18 protein-coding genes are annotated in these 16,457 nt (G+C 67.7%); all 18 read left to right on the forward strand.

Annotated features, from left to right (window positions below; genetic code table 11):
- Positions 1-78 precede the first annotated feature (78 nt).
- Complete coding sequence (gene plsX, locus CGR01S_RS08175; RefSeq protein ID WP_042425012.1) at positions 79-1,131, forward strand: phosphate acyltransferase PlsX; 1,053 nt, start codon at positions 79-81, stop codon at positions 1,129-1,131.
- Positions 1,128-2,108, forward strand: a complete 981-nt coding sequence (locus tag CGR01S_RS08180; RefSeq protein WP_042425015.1) for a beta-ketoacyl-ACP synthase III — start codon at positions 1,128-1,130, stop codon at positions 2,106-2,108. Before plsX ends, CGR01S_RS08180 begins: the two co-directional genes overlap by 4 nt.
- 60 nt (positions 2,109-2,168) lie before the next feature.
- Positions 2,169-3,119 (forward strand): ACP S-malonyltransferase, encoded by a 951-nt coding sequence (gene fabD, locus CGR01S_RS08185; protein WP_042425018.1) that lies wholly within the window; start codon positions 2,169-2,171, stop codon positions 3,117-3,119.
- Positions 3,116-3,862: a 3-oxoacyl-ACP reductase FabG gene (gene fabG, locus CGR01S_RS08190; RefSeq protein WP_042425021.1), complete on the forward strand. Its 747-nt coding sequence runs from the start codon at positions 3,116-3,118 to the stop codon at positions 3,860-3,862. Before fabD ends, fabG begins: the two co-directional genes overlap by 4 nt.
- A gap of 108 nt (positions 3,863-3,970) precedes the next feature.
- Positions 3,971-4,210, forward strand: a complete 240-nt coding sequence (acpP, locus tag CGR01S_RS08195) for an acyl carrier protein (RefSeq protein WP_042425023.1) — start codon at positions 3,971-3,973, stop codon at positions 4,208-4,210.
- A 55-nt stretch (positions 4,211-4,265) separates the two neighbouring features.
- On the forward strand, positions 4,266-5,510 hold the full coding sequence (fabF, locus tag CGR01S_RS08200) for a beta-ketoacyl-ACP synthase II (protein WP_042425026.1): 1,245 nt from the start codon (positions 4,266-4,268) through the stop codon (positions 5,508-5,510).
- Between the two features lie 60 nt (positions 5,511-5,570).
- Positions 5,571-6,068, forward strand: a complete 498-nt coding sequence (locus CGR01S_RS08205) for a hypothetical protein (RefSeq protein ID WP_042425029.1) — start codon at positions 5,571-5,573, stop codon at positions 6,066-6,068.
- A gap of 19 nt (positions 6,069-6,087) precedes the next feature.
- Positions 6,088-6,726: an RNA polymerase sigma factor RpoE gene (rpoE, locus tag CGR01S_RS08210; RefSeq protein WP_042425032.1), complete on the forward strand. Its 639-nt coding sequence runs from the start codon at positions 6,088-6,090 to the stop codon at positions 6,724-6,726.
- Between the two features lie 48 nt (positions 6,727-6,774).
- Entirely contained in the window at positions 6,775-7,389 is a 615-nt protein-coding gene (locus CGR01S_RS08215) for a sigma-E factor negative regulatory protein (protein WP_042425298.1), read from the forward strand.
- A gap of 125 nt (positions 7,390-7,514) precedes the next feature.
- Positions 7,515-8,987: a DegQ family serine endoprotease gene (locus CGR01S_RS08220; RefSeq protein WP_042425036.1), complete on the forward strand. Its 1,473-nt coding sequence runs from the start codon at positions 7,515-7,517 to the stop codon at positions 8,985-8,987.
- A gap of 450 nt (positions 8,988-9,437) precedes the next feature.
- Complete coding sequence (lepA, locus tag CGR01S_RS08225) at positions 9,438-11,246, forward strand: translation elongation factor 4 (RefSeq protein ID WP_042425039.1); 1,809 nt, start codon at positions 9,438-9,440, stop codon at positions 11,244-11,246.
- The gene (lepB, locus tag CGR01S_RS08230) at positions 11,246-12,220 is read left to right on the forward strand and encodes a signal peptidase I (protein WP_042425042.1); all 975 of its coding nucleotides are present in this window, start codon (positions 11,246-11,248) and stop codon (positions 12,218-12,220) included. The genes lepA and lepB overlap by 1 nt, the downstream gene beginning before the upstream one ends.
- Positions 12,221-12,240: 20 nt before the next feature.
- Positions 12,241-12,606, forward strand: coding sequence for a DUF4845 domain-containing protein (locus CGR01S_RS08235; protein WP_042425046.1), 366 nt, complete (start codon positions 12,241-12,243; stop codon positions 12,604-12,606).
- 18 nt (positions 12,607-12,624) lie between these two features.
- A complete protein-coding gene (gene rnc, locus CGR01S_RS08240) occupies positions 12,625-13,293 on the forward strand; it encodes a ribonuclease III (RefSeq protein WP_042425300.1) in 669 nt (222 codons plus the stop codon).
- Complete coding sequence (gene era, locus CGR01S_RS08245; protein ID WP_042425049.1) at positions 13,290-14,327, forward strand: GTPase Era; 1,038 nt, start codon at positions 13,290-13,292, stop codon at positions 14,325-14,327. The genes rnc and era overlap by 4 nt, the downstream gene beginning before the upstream one ends.
- Before the next feature lie 89 nt (positions 14,328-14,416).
- The gene (gene recO / locus CGR01S_RS08250) at positions 14,417-15,175 is read left to right on the forward strand and encodes a DNA repair protein RecO (protein ID WP_042425052.1); all 759 of its coding nucleotides are present in this window, start codon (positions 14,417-14,419) and stop codon (positions 15,173-15,175) included.
- Entirely contained in the window at positions 15,172-15,942 is a 771-nt protein-coding gene (locus CGR01S_RS08255; protein ID WP_042425055.1) for a pyridoxine 5'-phosphate synthase, read from the forward strand. The genes recO and CGR01S_RS08255 overlap by 4 nt, the downstream gene beginning before the upstream one ends.
- Before the next feature lie 58 nt (positions 15,943-16,000).
- Positions 16,001-16,393 (forward strand): holo-ACP synthase, encoded by a 393-nt coding sequence (gene acpS / locus CGR01S_RS08260; protein ID WP_042425058.1) that lies wholly within the window; start codon positions 16,001-16,003, stop codon positions 16,391-16,393.
- Positions 16,394-16,457: the final 64 nt, after the last annotated feature.

A 16,457-nucleotide genomic window follows, 5' to 3' on the forward strand; every position in this document is an offset into this window, starting at 1 on the left:
GTACCGTAGCACGGGCCTTTGTCGTATGTGCGTTCTGCGCGCCCGGCAAGGGGAGCCGTTTCACCAGAATCCTGTTGCATGATCACACTGGCTGTTGACTGCATGGGCGGCGACCATGGCCCCCATGTCACGCTGGCGGCGTGCCGCCATTTCCTCGATGCGCACGCCGATGCGCGCCTGCTCCTCGTGGGCCTGCCTGCGGCCCTGCAGGGCTTTGCCCATGAGCGCGCCACCGTGGTGCCGGCGAGCGAGGTGGTCGCCATGGACGATCCCATCGAGGTGGCCCTGCGCCGCAAGAAGGACTCTTCCATGCGCGTGGCCATCATGCAGGTGAAGGAGGGGGCGGCGGCCGCCGCCGTGTCCGCGGGCAATACGGGCGCGCTCATGGCGATTGCCCGTTACGTGCTCAAGACCCTCGACGGCATAGACCGGCCGGCCATTGCCACCCAGATGCCCAACGACAAGGGCGGCGCCACCACCGTGCTGGACCTCGGCGCCAACGTCGATTGCTCGGCTGAGCACCTGCTGCAGTTCGCGGTGATGGGCTCGGCCCTGGTGTCGGTGCTGCAGGAGGGCTCGCCCGCCGCCGTAGGCCTGCTCAATATTGGCGAAGAAACCATCAAGGGCAGTGAAATCATCAAGAGGGCTGGCGAATTGCTGCGATCTGCGGCTAACTCCGGCGATTTGAACTTCTACGGCAACGTCGAGGGCAATGACATCTTCAAGGGCACGGTGGATATCGTCGTCTGCGACGGCTTTGTGGGCAACGTCGCTCTCAAGGCCAGCGAAGGGGTCGCCTCGATGATCGTGGGTGGACTCAAGCAAGAGTTCAAGCGCAATATCTTCACCAAAATTGCCGCCATCATTGCGTATCCGGTGCTATCTGCGCTGATGAAGCGCATGGACTACCGGCGCTACAACGGCGCGGCCCTGCTCGGGCTGCGCGGGCTGGTGTTCAAGAGCCATGGTTCGGCCGATGTGCTGGCCTTTGAGCAGGCCTTGAACCGGGCGTATGATGCGGCCCGCAACAACCTGCTCGACCGAGTCCGGTCCCGGATTGCGCATGCGGCCCCCTTGCTGATGCCTGCCGCTGCCCAGTCCGTCCCGGAGGCGGCGGCCACCCAGCCTTGAACACACGCTATTCCCGTATCACCGGCACCGGCAGCTACCTGCCGCCGCGCCGCGTCACCAATGCCGAACTGGTGGCCGACCTGGCCGCCCGGGGGATCGAGTCCTCCCACCAATGGATCGTCGAGCGCACCGGCATCGAAGCGCGCCACTTCGCCGACGCCGGCGTGGCCTGCAGCGACCTCGCGCTGGAGGCTGCGCGCCAGGCCCTGCAGGCGGCCGGCGTGGCGGCGCAGGACATCGATCTCATCATCGTCGCCACGTCCACGCCGGACATGGTGTTTCCCTCCACGGCCTGCATTCTGCAGAACAAGCTGGGCATCGTGGGTTGCCCGGCCTTTGACGTGCAGGCGGTGTGCAGCGGCTTCGTCTATGCGCTCACGGTGGCGGACGCCATGATCCGTGCCGGCACGGCGCGCCGCGCCCTGGTGGTGGGGGCGGAAATCTTCAGCCGCCTCCTGGATTTCAACGACCGCACGACCTGCGTGCTCTTCGGCGATGGCGCCGGTGCCGTGGTGCTGGAGGCTTCGGACGAACCGGGCATTCTGGCCAGCGACCTGCACGCCGATGGGCGCCATGTGGGCATCCTGTGCGTGCCGGGCCATGTCTCGGGCGGCCAGGCCACGGGCCACCCCCTGCTGACCATGGACGGCCCCGCCGTGTTCCGGCTCGCCGTGGGTGTGCTCGAGAGCGCGGCGCGCGCCGCCCTGGACAAGGCGGGGCTGGCCGCATCCGACATCGACTGGCTCATTCCGCACCAGGCCAATATCCGCATCATGCAGGGCACGGCACGCAAGCTCCGGCTGCCGCTCGAGCGCATGGTGGTCACCGTGCACGAACACGGCAACACCTCTGCGGCGTCCATTCCGCTGGCGCTGGACCATGCGGTGCGCGCCGGGCGCATCCACCGGGGCGAGACGGTGCTGCTCGAAGGCGTGGGCGGCGGCTTCACCTGGGGCGCTGTGCTATTGAAAATGTAGCTTTTGGCGCTTGATGGATAAGCGCTAGAGGCCGATTTGACTGTATTTTTCAGAACCACCATGAAGAATTTCGCATTCGTCTTTCCCGGCCAGGGCTCGCAGGCCGTGGGCATGCTCGATGGCTGGGGCGATCACCCCGCTGTGGCCCAGACGCTGCAGGAAGCGTCCGACGCCCTGGGCGAAGACGTGGGCCGCCTGATCCACGAAGGCCCCAAGGAGGCGCTGGCCCTGACCACCAACACCCAGCCGGTGATGCTGGTGGCCGGCGTGGCAGCCTGGCGCGTCTGGCGCGCCGAGGGCGGTGCGCTACCGGCCGCTGTGGCCGGGCACTCGCTCGGCGAATACTCGGCGCTGGTGGCGTCCGGCGTGCTCACGCTGGCCCAGGCGGCGCCGCTGGTGCGCCTGCGCGCCGCCGCCATGCAGGAAGCCGTGCCCGTGGGCACCGGCGCCATGGCCGCGATTCTGGGCCTGGGTGCAGCAAAAGTAATAGCTGGTTGCGCAGAAGTGACGCGCGCCCTGGGCCAAAACGGCACTGAAGTGGTCGAGGCGGTCAATTTCAACGATCCGGCCCAGACCGTGATTGCAGGCAGCAAGGCGGCCGTCGAGAAGGCCTGCGAAGCCCTCAAGGCCGCCGGTGCCAAGCGCGCGCTACCGCTGCCGGTGTCGGCGCCCTTTCATTCCAGCCTGATGAAGCCTGCCGCCGAGAAGCTGCGTGCCGCCCTGGCCACCACGCCACTGGCGGCGCCGCAGATCCCGGTGCTCAACAATATCGACGTGGCCGTGCAGCAGGACGCCGACGCCATCCGTGACGCGCTCTACCGCCAGGCCTTCGGCCCCGTGCGCTGGGTGGAGTGCGTGCAGGCGCTCAAGGCCCGCGGCATCACCCACATCGTCGAATGCGGCCCCGGCAAGGTGCTGGCGGGCATGACCAAGCGCATCGACGCCGAACTGACGGGCGCGGCACTGTACGACCCGGCCACCCTGAATGAAGTGAAGGAACTGCTGGCATGAGCGCATCCACCGCAACCCCCACCGTGGCGCTGGTCACGGGTGCTTCGCGCGGCATCGGCGCCGCCATCGCCCTGGAACTGGCCGCGCGCGGCCACCAGGTCATCGGCACGGCCACCACCGACGATGGCGCAGCGCGCATCACCCAGGCGCTGGCCGCCTACCCGGGCTGCCGGGGTGCCAACCTCAATGTGAACGACGCGGCGGCGGTCGAGGCGCTGATCGACGGCATCGTCAAGGGCCAGGGCGGCCTGCATGTGCTGGTGAACAACGCCGGCATCACGCGCGACCAGCTTGCCATGCGCATGAAGGACGACGACTGGGACGCCGTGCTGGACACCAACCTCAAGGCCGTGTTCCGCGTCAGCCGTGCCGCGATCAAGCCCATGATGAAGCAGCGCTACGGCCGCATCATCAGCATCACCAGCGTGGTGGGTGCGTCGGGCAACCCCGGCCAGGCCAACTACGCTGCCGCCAAGGCGGGCGTGGCGGGCATGACGCGCTCGCTGGCGCGCGAGCTGGGCAGCCGCAACATCACGGTCAACTGCGTGGCGCCGGGCTTCATCCAGACCGACATGACGGCCGAGCTGTCCGCAGAGCAGCACAAGGCCCTGCAGGCGCAGATTCCGCTGGGCCACATGGGCCAGCCCGTCGACATCGCCCACGCCGTGGCCTACCTGGCATCGCGCGAGGCGGGTTACGTGACCGGGCAGGAGCTGCACGTCAACGGCGGCATGTATATGTAGCATGCCGCGCTAGAAACACGCCGATCCATCCGTGCGGCGGGCGGTTTAGGGCACATTCCTTAAACGGCTAGAATCGCGGATCCATTCACAACCCCCAGAGGGAAACCCATGAGCGATATCGAAGCACGTGTCAAAAAAATCATTGCCGAACAACTCGGCGTGGAAGAGTCCCAGGTCACCAATGAAAAGGCCTTCGTGGCCGATCTGGGTGCCGACTCGCTGGACACGGTGGAACTGGTGATGGCGCTGGAAGACGAATTCGGCATCGAGATTCCGGACGAAGACGCCGAGAAGATCACCACGGTGCAAAACGCCATCGACTACGCCCTGGCACACCAGAAGTCCTGAGCGGCGCACCGCGCGCCGCTGTACCTGCAGCGATCAGCACAAGGTTTTTTCACGCATGAGCCGTCGTCGCGTAGTCGTGACCGGCCTGGGCTGTGTCACTCCCGTAGGCAATACGGTGGCTGATGCCTGGGCCAACCTCCTGGCCGGTAAATCCGGCATTGACCTCATCACCAAGTTCGATGCGTCGAACTTCGCCTGCAGAATTGCCGGCGAGGTCCGGGGGTTTGACCTCGAGTCCTACATCAGCGCCAAGGAGGCGCGCAGCATGGACTCGTTCATCCATTACGGCATCGCCGCGGCCACCCAGGCCGTGCGTGACGCAGGTTTGCCCACGGGCGATGCCCTGAGCGAAGAGCAGGCCACGCGCATTGGCTGCGTCATCGGCTCGGGCATCGGCGGCCTGCCGCTGATCGAGGAAACCCACACCGAGTACGTCAACCGCGGCCCGCGGCGCATCACGCCCTTCTTCGTCCCGGCGTCCATCATCAACATGGTGGCGGGCCATGTGTCCATGCGCTTTGGCTTCAAGGGGCCGAACCTCGCCGTCGTCACCGCCTGCACCACAGGCCTGCACTGCATCGGCGAGGCGGGCCGCATGATCGAGTATGGCGATGCCGACGTGGTCGTGGCCGGCGGCTCGGAGGCCACGGTCTCGCCCCTGGGCATAGGCGGCTTTGCCGCGATGCGTGCGCTGTCCACGCGCAACGACGCCCCCCAGGCGGCCTCCCGCCCCTGGGACAAGGACCGCGACGGCTTCGTGCTGGGCGAGGGTGCCGGCGTGGTCGTGCTGGAAGAGTACGAGCATGCCAAGGCCCGCGGCGCGCGCATCTACGCCGAGCTCTCGGGCTACGGCATGAGCGCCGACGCCGGTCACATGACGGCCCCCAGCATGGACGGCCCGCGCCGCGCCATGCTCGCTGCACTGCGCAACGCCGGTCTCCCGGCCGATGCGGTGGGCTACCTCAACGCGCACGGCACCTCCACCCCGCTGGGGGACGTGAACGAGTCCAACGCCATCAAGGCGGCCCTGGGCGCGCATGCGCACCAGGTCGTCGTGAGCTCCACCAAGTCCATGACCGGCCACCTGCTGGGCGGCGCCGGGGGCATTGAGAGCATCTTCACCATCCTGGCGCTGTACCACCAGCAGATCCCGCCCACCATCAACCTGGATGCCCAGGACCCCGAGTGCGACCTGGACTACTGCGCCCATACTGCGCGCGACCTGAAGTTCGACGTCGCCATGAAGAACAACTTCGGCTTTGGCGGAACCAACGGCACTCTGGTGTTCCGCCGGGTCTGACGCCGGCCCGGCACCCCGCGCCCCGGCCCCGCCTGTGCCGGCGTGCGCAGGACCTGCGCCATGACCGGCCCAGCCGCGCGCCGGCAGGCGCCGCCCGTGCACTATCCCGTAGCGCGCAGCCGCTGGCTCGCCGGCGTGCTCTGCGCCGTGGCGCTGGCAGGCCTGGCCGCACTGCTCGTCTGGGCCCTGTGGGGTGCCGGGCAGCATGCCTGGTGGGTGGTGCCGGCCTGCATGGGCGCTTGGCTGGCAGCCTGCCTGTCCGCCGGGCGCCAGTGGCACGCGCAGCCGCTGGGCGTGCTGCACTGGACGGGCAGCCACTGGGACTTGCAGGCGGGCAGGCAGAGCCTGGCGCAGGCGCGCCTGCAAGTGCACCTGGACCTGCAGCAGCGCATGGGCGTATGCCTGGTGGCCCCGCAGGGCGCGCGCTGCTGGCTCTGGCTCGAATCGCGCACCCAGCCCGAGCGCTGGAGCGCGCTGCGCCGTGCGGTATATTCGCGCGCCGGCGTCGATTCTGCCGACACGGCGACGCCTCCCACCCGGCCGGACGAAGGACCGTGAGCCGCAAGCCCCCATTGCCATGACCCATCCATCGTCCGCTTCTCCCCCGCCAAGCCCGGCCGACAGCGACCTGCTGCTGGTCGAGCGCACCGTGGCCGGGGATTTGCGCGCCTACGACCTGCTGGTGATCAAGTACCAGCGCCGCATCGAGCGTCTCATCGGCCGCATGGTGCGCGACACCGATCTGGTGCAGGACATTGCGCAAGAGACCTTTCTGCGCGCCTACCGTGCGCTGCACCAGTTCCGTGGCGAAGCCCAGTTCTACACCTGGCTGTACCGCATTGCCGTGAACACGGCCAAGAAGGCCTTGATGGACCTCAAGCGCGACCCCGTGGTGTACGAGGGGGCGCTGCGGCCCGAGGGCGAAGACGATGAAACTTCCCGCCCCGTGCAGGAACCAACCAGCGACGAAACCCCCGAGACCGTGCTGGCAGCACAGGAAATTGCGGCCGCTGTGAATGCCGCGATGGAAGCGCTGCCCGAGGATTTGCGCCAGGCTGTGACGCTGCGCGAGATCGAGGGCTTGAGCTACGAGGAAATCGCCACGGCCATGGCTTGCCCGATCGGTACGGTGCGCTCGCGCATCTTCCGGGCACGTGAGGCCATATCGGCGCGTGTGCGCCCGCTGCTGGAAAACCGCAGTGGCAAGCGCTGGTGATGGGGTGGTGGCGTACGCGAGTGAGACGATGGCGAGGCAGGTATGAGCATGGACCAGGAACTGAAATTGCGTGAACAGTTGTCGGCGCTGGCGGATGGCCAGTTGCCTGCCGGAGAGTTGCCGCCGGTGCTGGACTATGCCGGCCAGGCGGCAGGCCGGCAAGCGTGGCTGGAGTACCAGCTCATCGGTGATGCGCTGCGCTCGGCCGAGCTGGCGCGTGCCAGTGCGGCCCCGGCGTTTCTGGCCGGGCTGCACGAGCGCCTGGCGCAGGAGCCGGCTGTGCCGCGCCCTGCGCCGCACGCCGAGCGACAGGCGCCGGGCGCAGGCGCGCTGGCGCGCGGCGAGGCGGCCAACCAGGCGCTGTTCCGCTGGAAGATGATGGCCGGCATTGCCTCGCTCGCGGCGGTCTCGGCCCTGGGCTGGAATGTGCTGGACGCCGTGCGCGGCCCGGCCGCCGGAGCCCAACTGGCCGCGGCGCCCGCGCGTGCCGACACCGCCAGCGTGCAGGTCGCTGCCCAGCCTGCGGCCGACAGCCAGGTCATGCTGCGCGACCCGCGGCTCGACGAACTGCTCGCCGCCCGCAGGCAGTACAGCGGCGCCAATGCGCTGCAGATGCCGGCGCGCTTCCTGCGCAACACCACGCTGGAAGAGCCGCAGCGCTGAATCCCCAGGCGCTGCGCCGTGTGCGCACGCGGCCCGCGCGCACGGGGAACCAAAGTGCGTGCCCGGCCTTCACAGAGCAGGTGCCGGCGCCTCCGCCGGCCTACCGCATCATGAGAGGTACACCGATGAATGCAAGCATTGCAAAGCAGTGGAACACGCTGGCCTGCGCTGCGGCCGTGGGCCTGGCGGCGGCACTGGGCCATGCCGCCCCCGCCGCGGCACAGACGGCCGCCCCCGCGCCCGTGGTGCGCGGCCTGCCCGACTTCAGTGACCTGGTCGAGCAGGTCGGCCCCTCGGTCGTGAACATCCGCACCATGGAGAAAGTGGGCACGCGCGGCGCCTTTAGCGGCATGGACGAGGACATGCTGGAGTTCTTCAAGCGCTTCGGCATTCCCATGCCCCAGGTTCCACGCCAGCAGCGCCCCCAGCGGCCACAGGAAGAGGAGCAGGCGCGCGGCTTGGGTTCGGGCTTCATCATCAGCCCGGACGGCTATGTGCTGACCAATGCGCATGTGGTCGATGGCGCCGACGAGGTCTTCGTGACCCTGACCGACAAGCGCGAGTTCAAGGCGCGCATCGTGGGCACGGACAAGCGCACCGACGTGGCCCTGGTGAAGATCGACGCCACGGGCCTGCCGGCCGTGCGCATTGCCGACGTGGGGCGCCTGCGCGTGGGCGAGTGGGTCATGGCGATTGGCTCGCCCTTCGGCCTGGACAACACCGTGACGGCCGGCATCGTGAGCGCCAAGCAGCGCGACACCGGCGACTACCTGCCCTTCATCCAGACGGATGTGGCCATCAACCCCGGCAACTCGGGCGGGCCGCTGATCAATATGCGCGGCGAGGTCGTGGGCATCAACAGCCAGATCTACTCGCGCTCGGGCGGCTTCATGGGCATTTCGTTTGCCATTCCCATCGACGAGGCCATGCGCGTGAGCGAGCAACTGCGTGCCAGCGGGCGCGTGACGCGCGGGCGCATCGGCGTGCAGATCGGCCCGGTGTCGCGTGACCTGGCCGAATCCCTGGGCCTGGGCAAGCAGCAGGGGGCACTGGTGACCGGCGTGGAGACCGGCTCCCCGGCCGACAAGGCCGGCGTCGAGGCGGGCGACATCATCACCCGTTTCGAGGGCAAACCCATCGAGAAGCTGGCGGACCTGCCGCGCATGGTTGGCAATACCAAGCCCGGCACCAAGAGCGCCATCACGGTGTTCCGGCGCGGGCGGGCCAAGGACTTGAGCGTGGTGATCGGCGAGGTCGAGCCCGATGCACCTGCCGCCAAGACCTCCGAGCGCGAAGGCCGTGCGCCCAAGGCCTCGGCGGCAGCCCAGCAGCTCGGGCTCACGGTCTCCGACCTCAGCGATGCCCAGAAGAAGGAGCTGCGGTTGCGCGGCGGCGTGCGCGTGGACGCGGCCAGCGAGGCCGCGGCGCGCGCCGGTCTGCGTGAGGGCGATGTCATCCTCGCGATCGCCAATACGGAGGTGGCCACGGTCAAGGACTTCGAGGCCGCCGTCGCCAGGCTCGACAAGGGCAAGCCCGTCAATGTGCTGTTCCGGCGCGGGGAGTGGGCGCAGTACGCGCTGATCCGGCCCGCGCGCTGATGCCATGGGGGCGCCCGCCGGGGAGCAGGAATAACCCTTTGTGCGTGCCGGTCATGGCCATTCCGGCAGGCACACCCCGGCGCAGCCTACATAGCCGATTTGTTAGAATGGCGCCCTTCCAAGGCATGGCAAGCGGTATAACGGCATGGCCTGATTTCATGATTTGGGATATTGCCAGGTACCGCACAAGCGATCCACAGGTCGCGCACAGGATGTCCCTGTGTGATGTGCTCATCATGTGGATAAATTGTGCATAACATTTCGTTGCCGCTCTGCAACGCTCTGGGTCGACTGCGTGGACGCCTTTTTTTGCGGGGCTTTTTGCCTACAATGAGGCTCCAACCATCGCAGTTGCCACAGATCGTTGGTTCAGGGCGCGTCTTCCGTCGACGCGCCCTTTTTTCATGCCCGCCTGGTGCATTGTTCCTTCCCTGACGCAGATTCCCGTCGATGAAACACATCCGAAATTTCTCCATCATCGCGCACATCGACCATGGCAAGTCGACGCTCGCCGACCGCCTGATCCAGCGCTGCGGCGGCCTGGCCGAACGCGAGATGGAAGCCCAGGTGCTCGACTCCATGGACATCGAGAAGGAGCGCGGCATCACCATCAAGGCGCAGACGGCCGCGCTGCAGTACAAGGCCAAGGACGGGCAGGTCTACAACCTCAACCTGATCGACACCCCGGGCCACGTGGACTTCTCCTACGAGGTGAGCCGCTCGCTCTCGGCCTGCGAGGGCGCGCTGCTGGTCGTCGATGCCTCGCAGGGCGTGGAGGCGCAGACCGTGGCCAACTGCTACACCGCGCTGGACCTGGGCGTGGAAGTGCTGCCCGTGCTCAACAAGATGGACCTGCCCCAGGCCGACCCGGACAACGCCAAGGCCGAGATCGAGGACGTGATCGGCATCGACGCGAGCGATGCCATCGCCTGCTCGGCCAAGACGGGCCTGGGCATCGACGAGATCCTGGAGGCCGTGGTGGCCAAGGTGCCGCCGCCCGAGGGCCGGCCCGACGGCCCGCTGCGCGCCATGATCATCGACAGCTGGTTCGACAGCTACGTCGGCGTGGTGATGCTGGTGCGCGTGGTCGACGGCGAGCTCAAGAAAGGCGAGCGCATCAAGCTCATGGCCACGGGTGCGGCCTATGAGGCCAACCAGCTCGGCGTGTTCACCCCGGCCAACCAGCCGCGCGACATCCTGCGTGCGGGCGAGGTGGGCTACATCATCGCCGGCATCAAGGAGCTCAAGGCGGCGAAGGTGGGCGACACCATCACGCTGGAGAAAAAGCTCCCGAACAACGCCGGCCCGGCCAGCGAGGCGCTGCCCGGCTTCAAGGAGATCCAGCCCCAGGTGTTCGCGGGCCTGTACCCCACCGAGGCCAACCAGTACGACGCGCTGCGCGATGCGCTGGAGAAGCTCCAGCTCAACGATGCCTCACTGCACTTCGAGCCCGAGGTCTCGCAGGCGCTGGGCTTTGGCTTTCGCTGCGGCTTCCTGGGCCTGCTGCACATGGAGATCGTGCAGGAGCGCCTGGAGCGCGAGTTCGACCAGGACCTGATCACCACCGCGCCCAGCGTGGTGTACCAGGTGCTCAAGGGCGACGGCGAGATCATCATGGTCGAAAACCCGTCCAAGATGCCGGAGCAGGGCAAGATCGAGGAAATCCGCGAGCCCATCGTCACCGTGCACCTGTACATGCCGCAGGACTACGTGGGCCCGGTGATGACGCTGGCCAACCAGAAGCGCGGTGTGCAACTGAACATGCAGTACCACGGCCGCCAGGTCATGCTGACCTACGAGCTGCCGCTGGGCGAGATCGTGCTGGACTTCTTCGACAAGCTCAAGAGCGTCTCGCGCGGCTATGCCTCCATGGACTACGAGTTCAAGGAGTACCGCCCCTCCGACGTGGTGAAGGTGGACATCCTGCTCAACGGCGAGAAGGTGGACGCGCTCTCCATCATCGTGCACCGCAGCCAGGCGGCCTACCGCGGTCGCGCGGTGGCGGCCAAGATGCGCGAGATCATCTCGCGCCAGATGTTCGATGTGGCCATCCAGGCGGCCATTGGCGCGAACATCATCGCGCGCGAGACCGTCAAGGCGCTGCGCAAGAACGTGCTGGCAAAATGCTACGGCGGCGACATCACGCGCAAGCGCAAGCTCCTCGAAAAACAAAAGGCAGGCAAGAAACGCATGAAACAGATCGGATCGGTCGAGGTGCCCCAGGAAGCCTTCCTGGCGATTTTGCAGGTGGAAGACTGATGCAGGCCATCTCCATCCTCACCGCGTGCATCCTGGCCGCCTTTGCCGGCTATGCCGGCGCCTGGTACTTCGGCGCCATCGAAGGCAATTTCGCGCTGCTGCTGTTCCTGGCCACGGTGGTCACGGGCGTCTATTGGCTGGCCGAGCGCCTGTACTTCCTGCCGCAGCGCCGGCGCGCGGCCGAGGCCGTGGAGGCTGCCGCCGCCCAGCGCCGCGCCGAACTCGACCGCATGGGCATCGCTCAGGTGGACATCGACGTGCGCGCCGCCAAGGACAAGCTGCTCATGCAGCCCTGGTGGCTGGACTGGACGGCGGGCCTGTTCCCGGTGATCGCCGCCGTGTTCCTGCTGCGCTCGTTCCTGTTCGAGCCGTTCAAGATCCCCTCGGGCTCCATGATTCCCACGCTGCTGGTCGGCGACCTGATCCTGGTGAACAAGTTCACCTACGGCGTGCGCCTGCCGGTGATCAACACCAAGGTCACACAGGGCAATGCGCCGCAGCGCGGCGACGTGGTGGTGTTCCGCTACCCGCCGCAGCCCAGCTTGGACTACATCAAGCGCGTGGTGGGCCTGCCGGGCGACGAGGTGGCCTACCTGAACAAGCGCCTCACCATCAACGGCCAGCCGGTGCCGGCCTCGGCCCTGCCGGACTATCTCGAGGAAGGCAGCCTGCGCTACTTCCAGCAGTTCGACGAACAGCTCGGCGCCGAGCGCCACCACCTGATCGTCAACCCCGAAGCCCCGGCCTTCGTGCAGGGGGCGAGCAATTTTGCCTACCGTGACCAGTGCCGCTACAGTGTGGAAGGCGTGGTCTGCAAGGTGCCCGAGGGCCACTACTTCATGATGGGCGACAACCGCGATAATTCGCTCGATTCGCGCTACTGGGGCTTCGTGCCGGAGTCCAATATCGTGGGCAAGGCCTTCTTCGTCTGGATGAACTTCGGCAACCTCAAGCGCATCGGTTCGTTCCACTGACACACGAGAGGGGAGACAAGATGACCGCATTCCGATCCGCCCGCCGCGCCCGCCAGCGCGGCCTGTCGTTCTTTGGCCTGATCTTCGTGGGCGTGCTGGCCGTGGCCGGCTTTGCCGTGGGCGGGCAGTCCATCCCCGTCTTTCTCGAGTACCACGCGATCGGCAAGGCCGCCAAGAAGGCTGCGCGCGAGGGATCGACCGTGAACGACGTGCGCGCTGCCTTTGACCGCGCGGCCGCCATCGACGACATCCACTCCATCTCGGGCAAGGACCTGGAGGTCACTAAGCGTGGCGACAAGGTCGTGGTGTCGTTCAAGTATTCGCGCGAGATCGCCCTCGCCGGCCCGGCGTACCTGGTGTACCGCTTCCAAGAGTCCGTCGAATAGGTGTCCGCATCGCCCCTGATGGCGCTGCAGTCGCGGCTGCAGCACCCGTTTTCCCATGCCGCGCTGCTGCAGCAGGCGGTCACGCACCGCAGTTTCGGCAGCGAACACAACGAGCGCCTGGAGTTCCTGGGCGACTCGGTGCTCAGCCTGGCGGTCTCCAGCCTGCTGTACCAGCGACTGAGCGACCTGCCGGAAGGCGAGCTCTCGCGCCTGCGCGCCCACCTGGTCCGGCAGGAGTCGCTGCACGCACTCGCGCTCGCCCTGCGCCTGCCCGAGGTCCTGCGCCTGGGCGAGGGTGAGGCCAAGTCCGGCGGGCGCCAGCGCCCCTCCATCCTGGCCGACGCTCTGGAAGCCATCATCGGCGCGGTGTACCTGGACGCGGGCTATGCGCCCGCCGAGGCCCTGGTGCACCGCCTGTACGAGGGTGTGGAGCTGAGCCCGCGCCTGCGCGCGGCGGCCAAGGATGCCAAGACGGCGTTGCAGGAGTGGCTGCAGGGCCGCAAAATGCAATTGCCCCAGTACCGTGTGGTGCAGACCACGGGCGCCGCGCACCGGCAGGTGTTCCATGTGGAGTGCCAGATCGCCGAGCTGGACCTGCGCCAGGACGGCAGCGGGGCCTCGCGCCGTGCGGCCGAGCAGGCCGCGGCGGCCGCCATGCTGGCCCAATTGACAAGCGCAAACCGATGACGAATGCTCCCAAAAATGTAGCTCCTGGCGCAAGCCCGGCGGGCGCTGCAACCCAAAATGACCTGGATTCCATGCTCGCTGCGCTGCGCCCCGGCGGTACGGTGGCGGCGGCGCAGGCGGACGGCGGAACCAGTGCCGCGGGCCAGCGCTGCGGGCTGATCGCCATCGTGGGCAAGCCCAACGTGGGCAAGTCCACGCTGATGAACGCGCTCGTGGGGCAGAAGATCTCCATCACCTCGCGCAAGGCGCAGACCACGCGCCACCGCATCACGGGCATCCGCACGCGCGGCCAGACGCAGTTCGTCTTCGTCGATACGCCGGGCTTCCAGACGCGCCACAGCACGGCGCTGAACAAGTCGCTCAACAAGGCCGTGATGGGGGCCATCGGCGACGTGGACCTGATCCTCTTCGTCGTCGAGGCCGGCAGCTTCACGCTGCAGGACGCCAAGGTGCTGAGCCTGTTCAAGCCCGGCATTCCCACGCTGCTCATCGCCAACAAGCTCGACACCGTGCACCGCCGCGCCGAGATCGCGCCCTGGCTCAAGGGCATGCAGGAGCGCCACCCGTTCGCCGAGTTCGTGCCCATGTCGGCCAAGAGCAAGGGCGACATCGAGCGCCTGTACGGCATCGTCGAGAAATACCTGCCCGAGCAAGCCTGGTGGTACGCCGAGGACGAGCTGACCGACCGCAGCGAGAAATTCCTCGCCAGCGAGACGGTGCGCGAAAAGCTCTTCCGCTTCACGGGCGACGAGCTGCCCTACACCTCGACGGTGATGATAGAGAAGTGGGACGAGGAGGAGAGCCGCCAGTACAAGCGCTTCGTGCGCATTGCCGCCACCATCGTGGTCGAGCGCGACAGCCACAAGGCCATGGTCATCGGCGACAAGGGCGAGCGCTTGAAGCGCATCAGCACCGAGGCGCGCCAGGAGCTCGAACGCCTGCTCGACGCCAAGGTGTTCCTCGAAATCTGGGTCAAGGTGCGCTCGGGCTGGGCCGACGACGAGGCGCGCGTGCGCTCCTTCGGCTATGAGTGAGGAACACTCCCCTGCGGCGCTGCATGGATGAAATCAGCCGCCAGCGCCCGTCCATCAAGCGCCGGAAGCTACTGAATCAATAGCGTCCCATGGCAGTGCGCCGCATTTCCGACGAGCCCGCCTTCGTGCTGCACAGCTATGCCTGGAGCGAGTCCAGCCTGATCCTGGAAGCCTTCACGCGCCACCATGGGCGCGTGGCACTGGTGGCCAAGGGGGCGAAGAAGCCCACCTCCAACTTCCGTCCCGTGCTGCTGCCGCTGCAGCCGCTGCACCTGGCCTACACGGTGGCTGCGACCGGGGCGGCCGAGATCCATGCACTCAAGGGCGCGGAATGGGTGGGCGGCCACGTCATGCCCACGGGCGATGCGCTGCTCTCGGGCCTGTACCTCAACGAGCTGCTGCTGCGCCTGCTCGCGCGCGACGACCCGCACGCCGAGCTGTTCGACATCTACGCCGGCGTGGTGCGCGTGCTCGCTGGCGGCCCCCAGGGCGATGCGGTGGGCCCCGTGCTGCGCACCTTCGAGCTGCTGCTGCTGCGCGCCATCGGCCTGCTGCCCGCGCTGGACGCCGAGACCGCCACCCTGGCCGCGCTGGACGCCCAGGCCCGCTACACGCTGGTGCCCGAGGGCGGCCTGCGCGCTGCCGCGCCCGCTGACCGCGCCGCGCTCACCGGGGCGCAGTGGAGCGCGCTGCAGCAGGCGCTGGAGCAGGACTACCCCGCGCTGCTGCGCGCCTGCGCCAGCGTGGACGCCGAACTCAAGCCCCAGTTGCGCGTGCTGCTGCAATACCATTGCGGCAGCCCGCTGCTGCGCACGCGCCAGCTCATGATGGACCTGCAATCGCTATGACCCACGCCCACCCCCGCACGGCCCTGTCCGTCAACGTCAACAAGGTCGCCCTGGTGCGCAACACGCGCCACCTGGGCATTCCCAGCGTCACGCGTGCCGCGCAGCGCTGCCTGGAGGCGGGGGCGCAGGGCATCACCGTGCACCCGCGCCCCGACGGGCGCCACATCCGCGCCGTAGACGTGCAGCAGCTCGCCGAGCTGCTGCGCGCCTGGCCGCAGGCGGAATACAACATCGAGGGCAACCCCACGCAGAACCTCATGGACTTCATCCGCCAGGTGCGCCCGCACCAGGCCACCTTCGTGCCCGACAGCGAGAGCCAGTTCACCAGCGACCACGGCTGGAGCCTGCCGCAGGACGCCGCGCGCCTGCGGCCGCTGATCGACGAGTGCCACGCCCTGGGCGTGCGCGTGAGCCTGTTCATGGACCCCGTGCCCGAGCAGATGGCCGCCGCGCGCAGCGTGGGCGCCGACCGCGTCGAGCTCTACACCGAACCCTACGCGGCCGCCTGGGGCACGCCGCAGCAGGCCGCGCAGCTCGCGCGCTACCGCGCCGCAGCCCAGGCCGCGCTGGCGGCGGGCCTGGGCGTGAACGCGGGCCACGACCTCAACCGCGACAACCTGGCCGACTTCCTGGCGCAGGTGCCCGGCGTGCTGGAGGTGTCCATAGGCCACGCGCTGATCGCCGACGCGCTGGAGCTGGGCTATGGCGACACGGTGCGCGCCTACCAGCGCTGCATAGACCAGGGCATGGCCGAGCGGGACTCCTGAATCCATAGCTGCCAGCGCTTGCCACGCAAGGGCTGGAGGCCTTTTTTACTTAAAACCCATGGTCTACGGCATCGGTACCGACATCTGCGACATCCGCCGCATCCGCGCCAGCCTGGAGCGCCATGGGGAGCGTTTTGCCGAAAAAGTGCTGTGCGAGGGCGAGCTCGCCATCTGGCGCGCGCGCTCGGCGCGCTGGAGCGAGCGCGGCCTGCGCTATCTGGCCACGCGCTTTTCCGCCAAGGAGGCGTTCTCCAAGGCCGTGGGCCTGGGGATGCGCATGCCCATGACCTGGCGCGCCTGCGAGGTCGTGAACCTGCCCAGCGGCCAGCCCGCCATCGTGCTGCATGGCGCGCTGCAGGACTGGTTCGACGCGCAGGGCCTGCGCTGCCACCTCAGCGTGACGGACGAAAGCGACTACGCCGCCAGTTTCTGCGTGGTCGAGAAGATTTGAAGGAAAATCGCCTTTGGCGGCCACCCAGCAAGCGTAAGCAGCTATTAAAAACAGAGCATTCACC

Origin of the sequence: Comamonas granuli NBRC 101663, from assembly GCF_000739995.1 — a bacterium.
GTDB classification, from domain to species: Bacteria; Pseudomonadota; Gammaproteobacteria; order Burkholderiales; family Burkholderiaceae_C; genus Simplicispira; species Simplicispira granuli.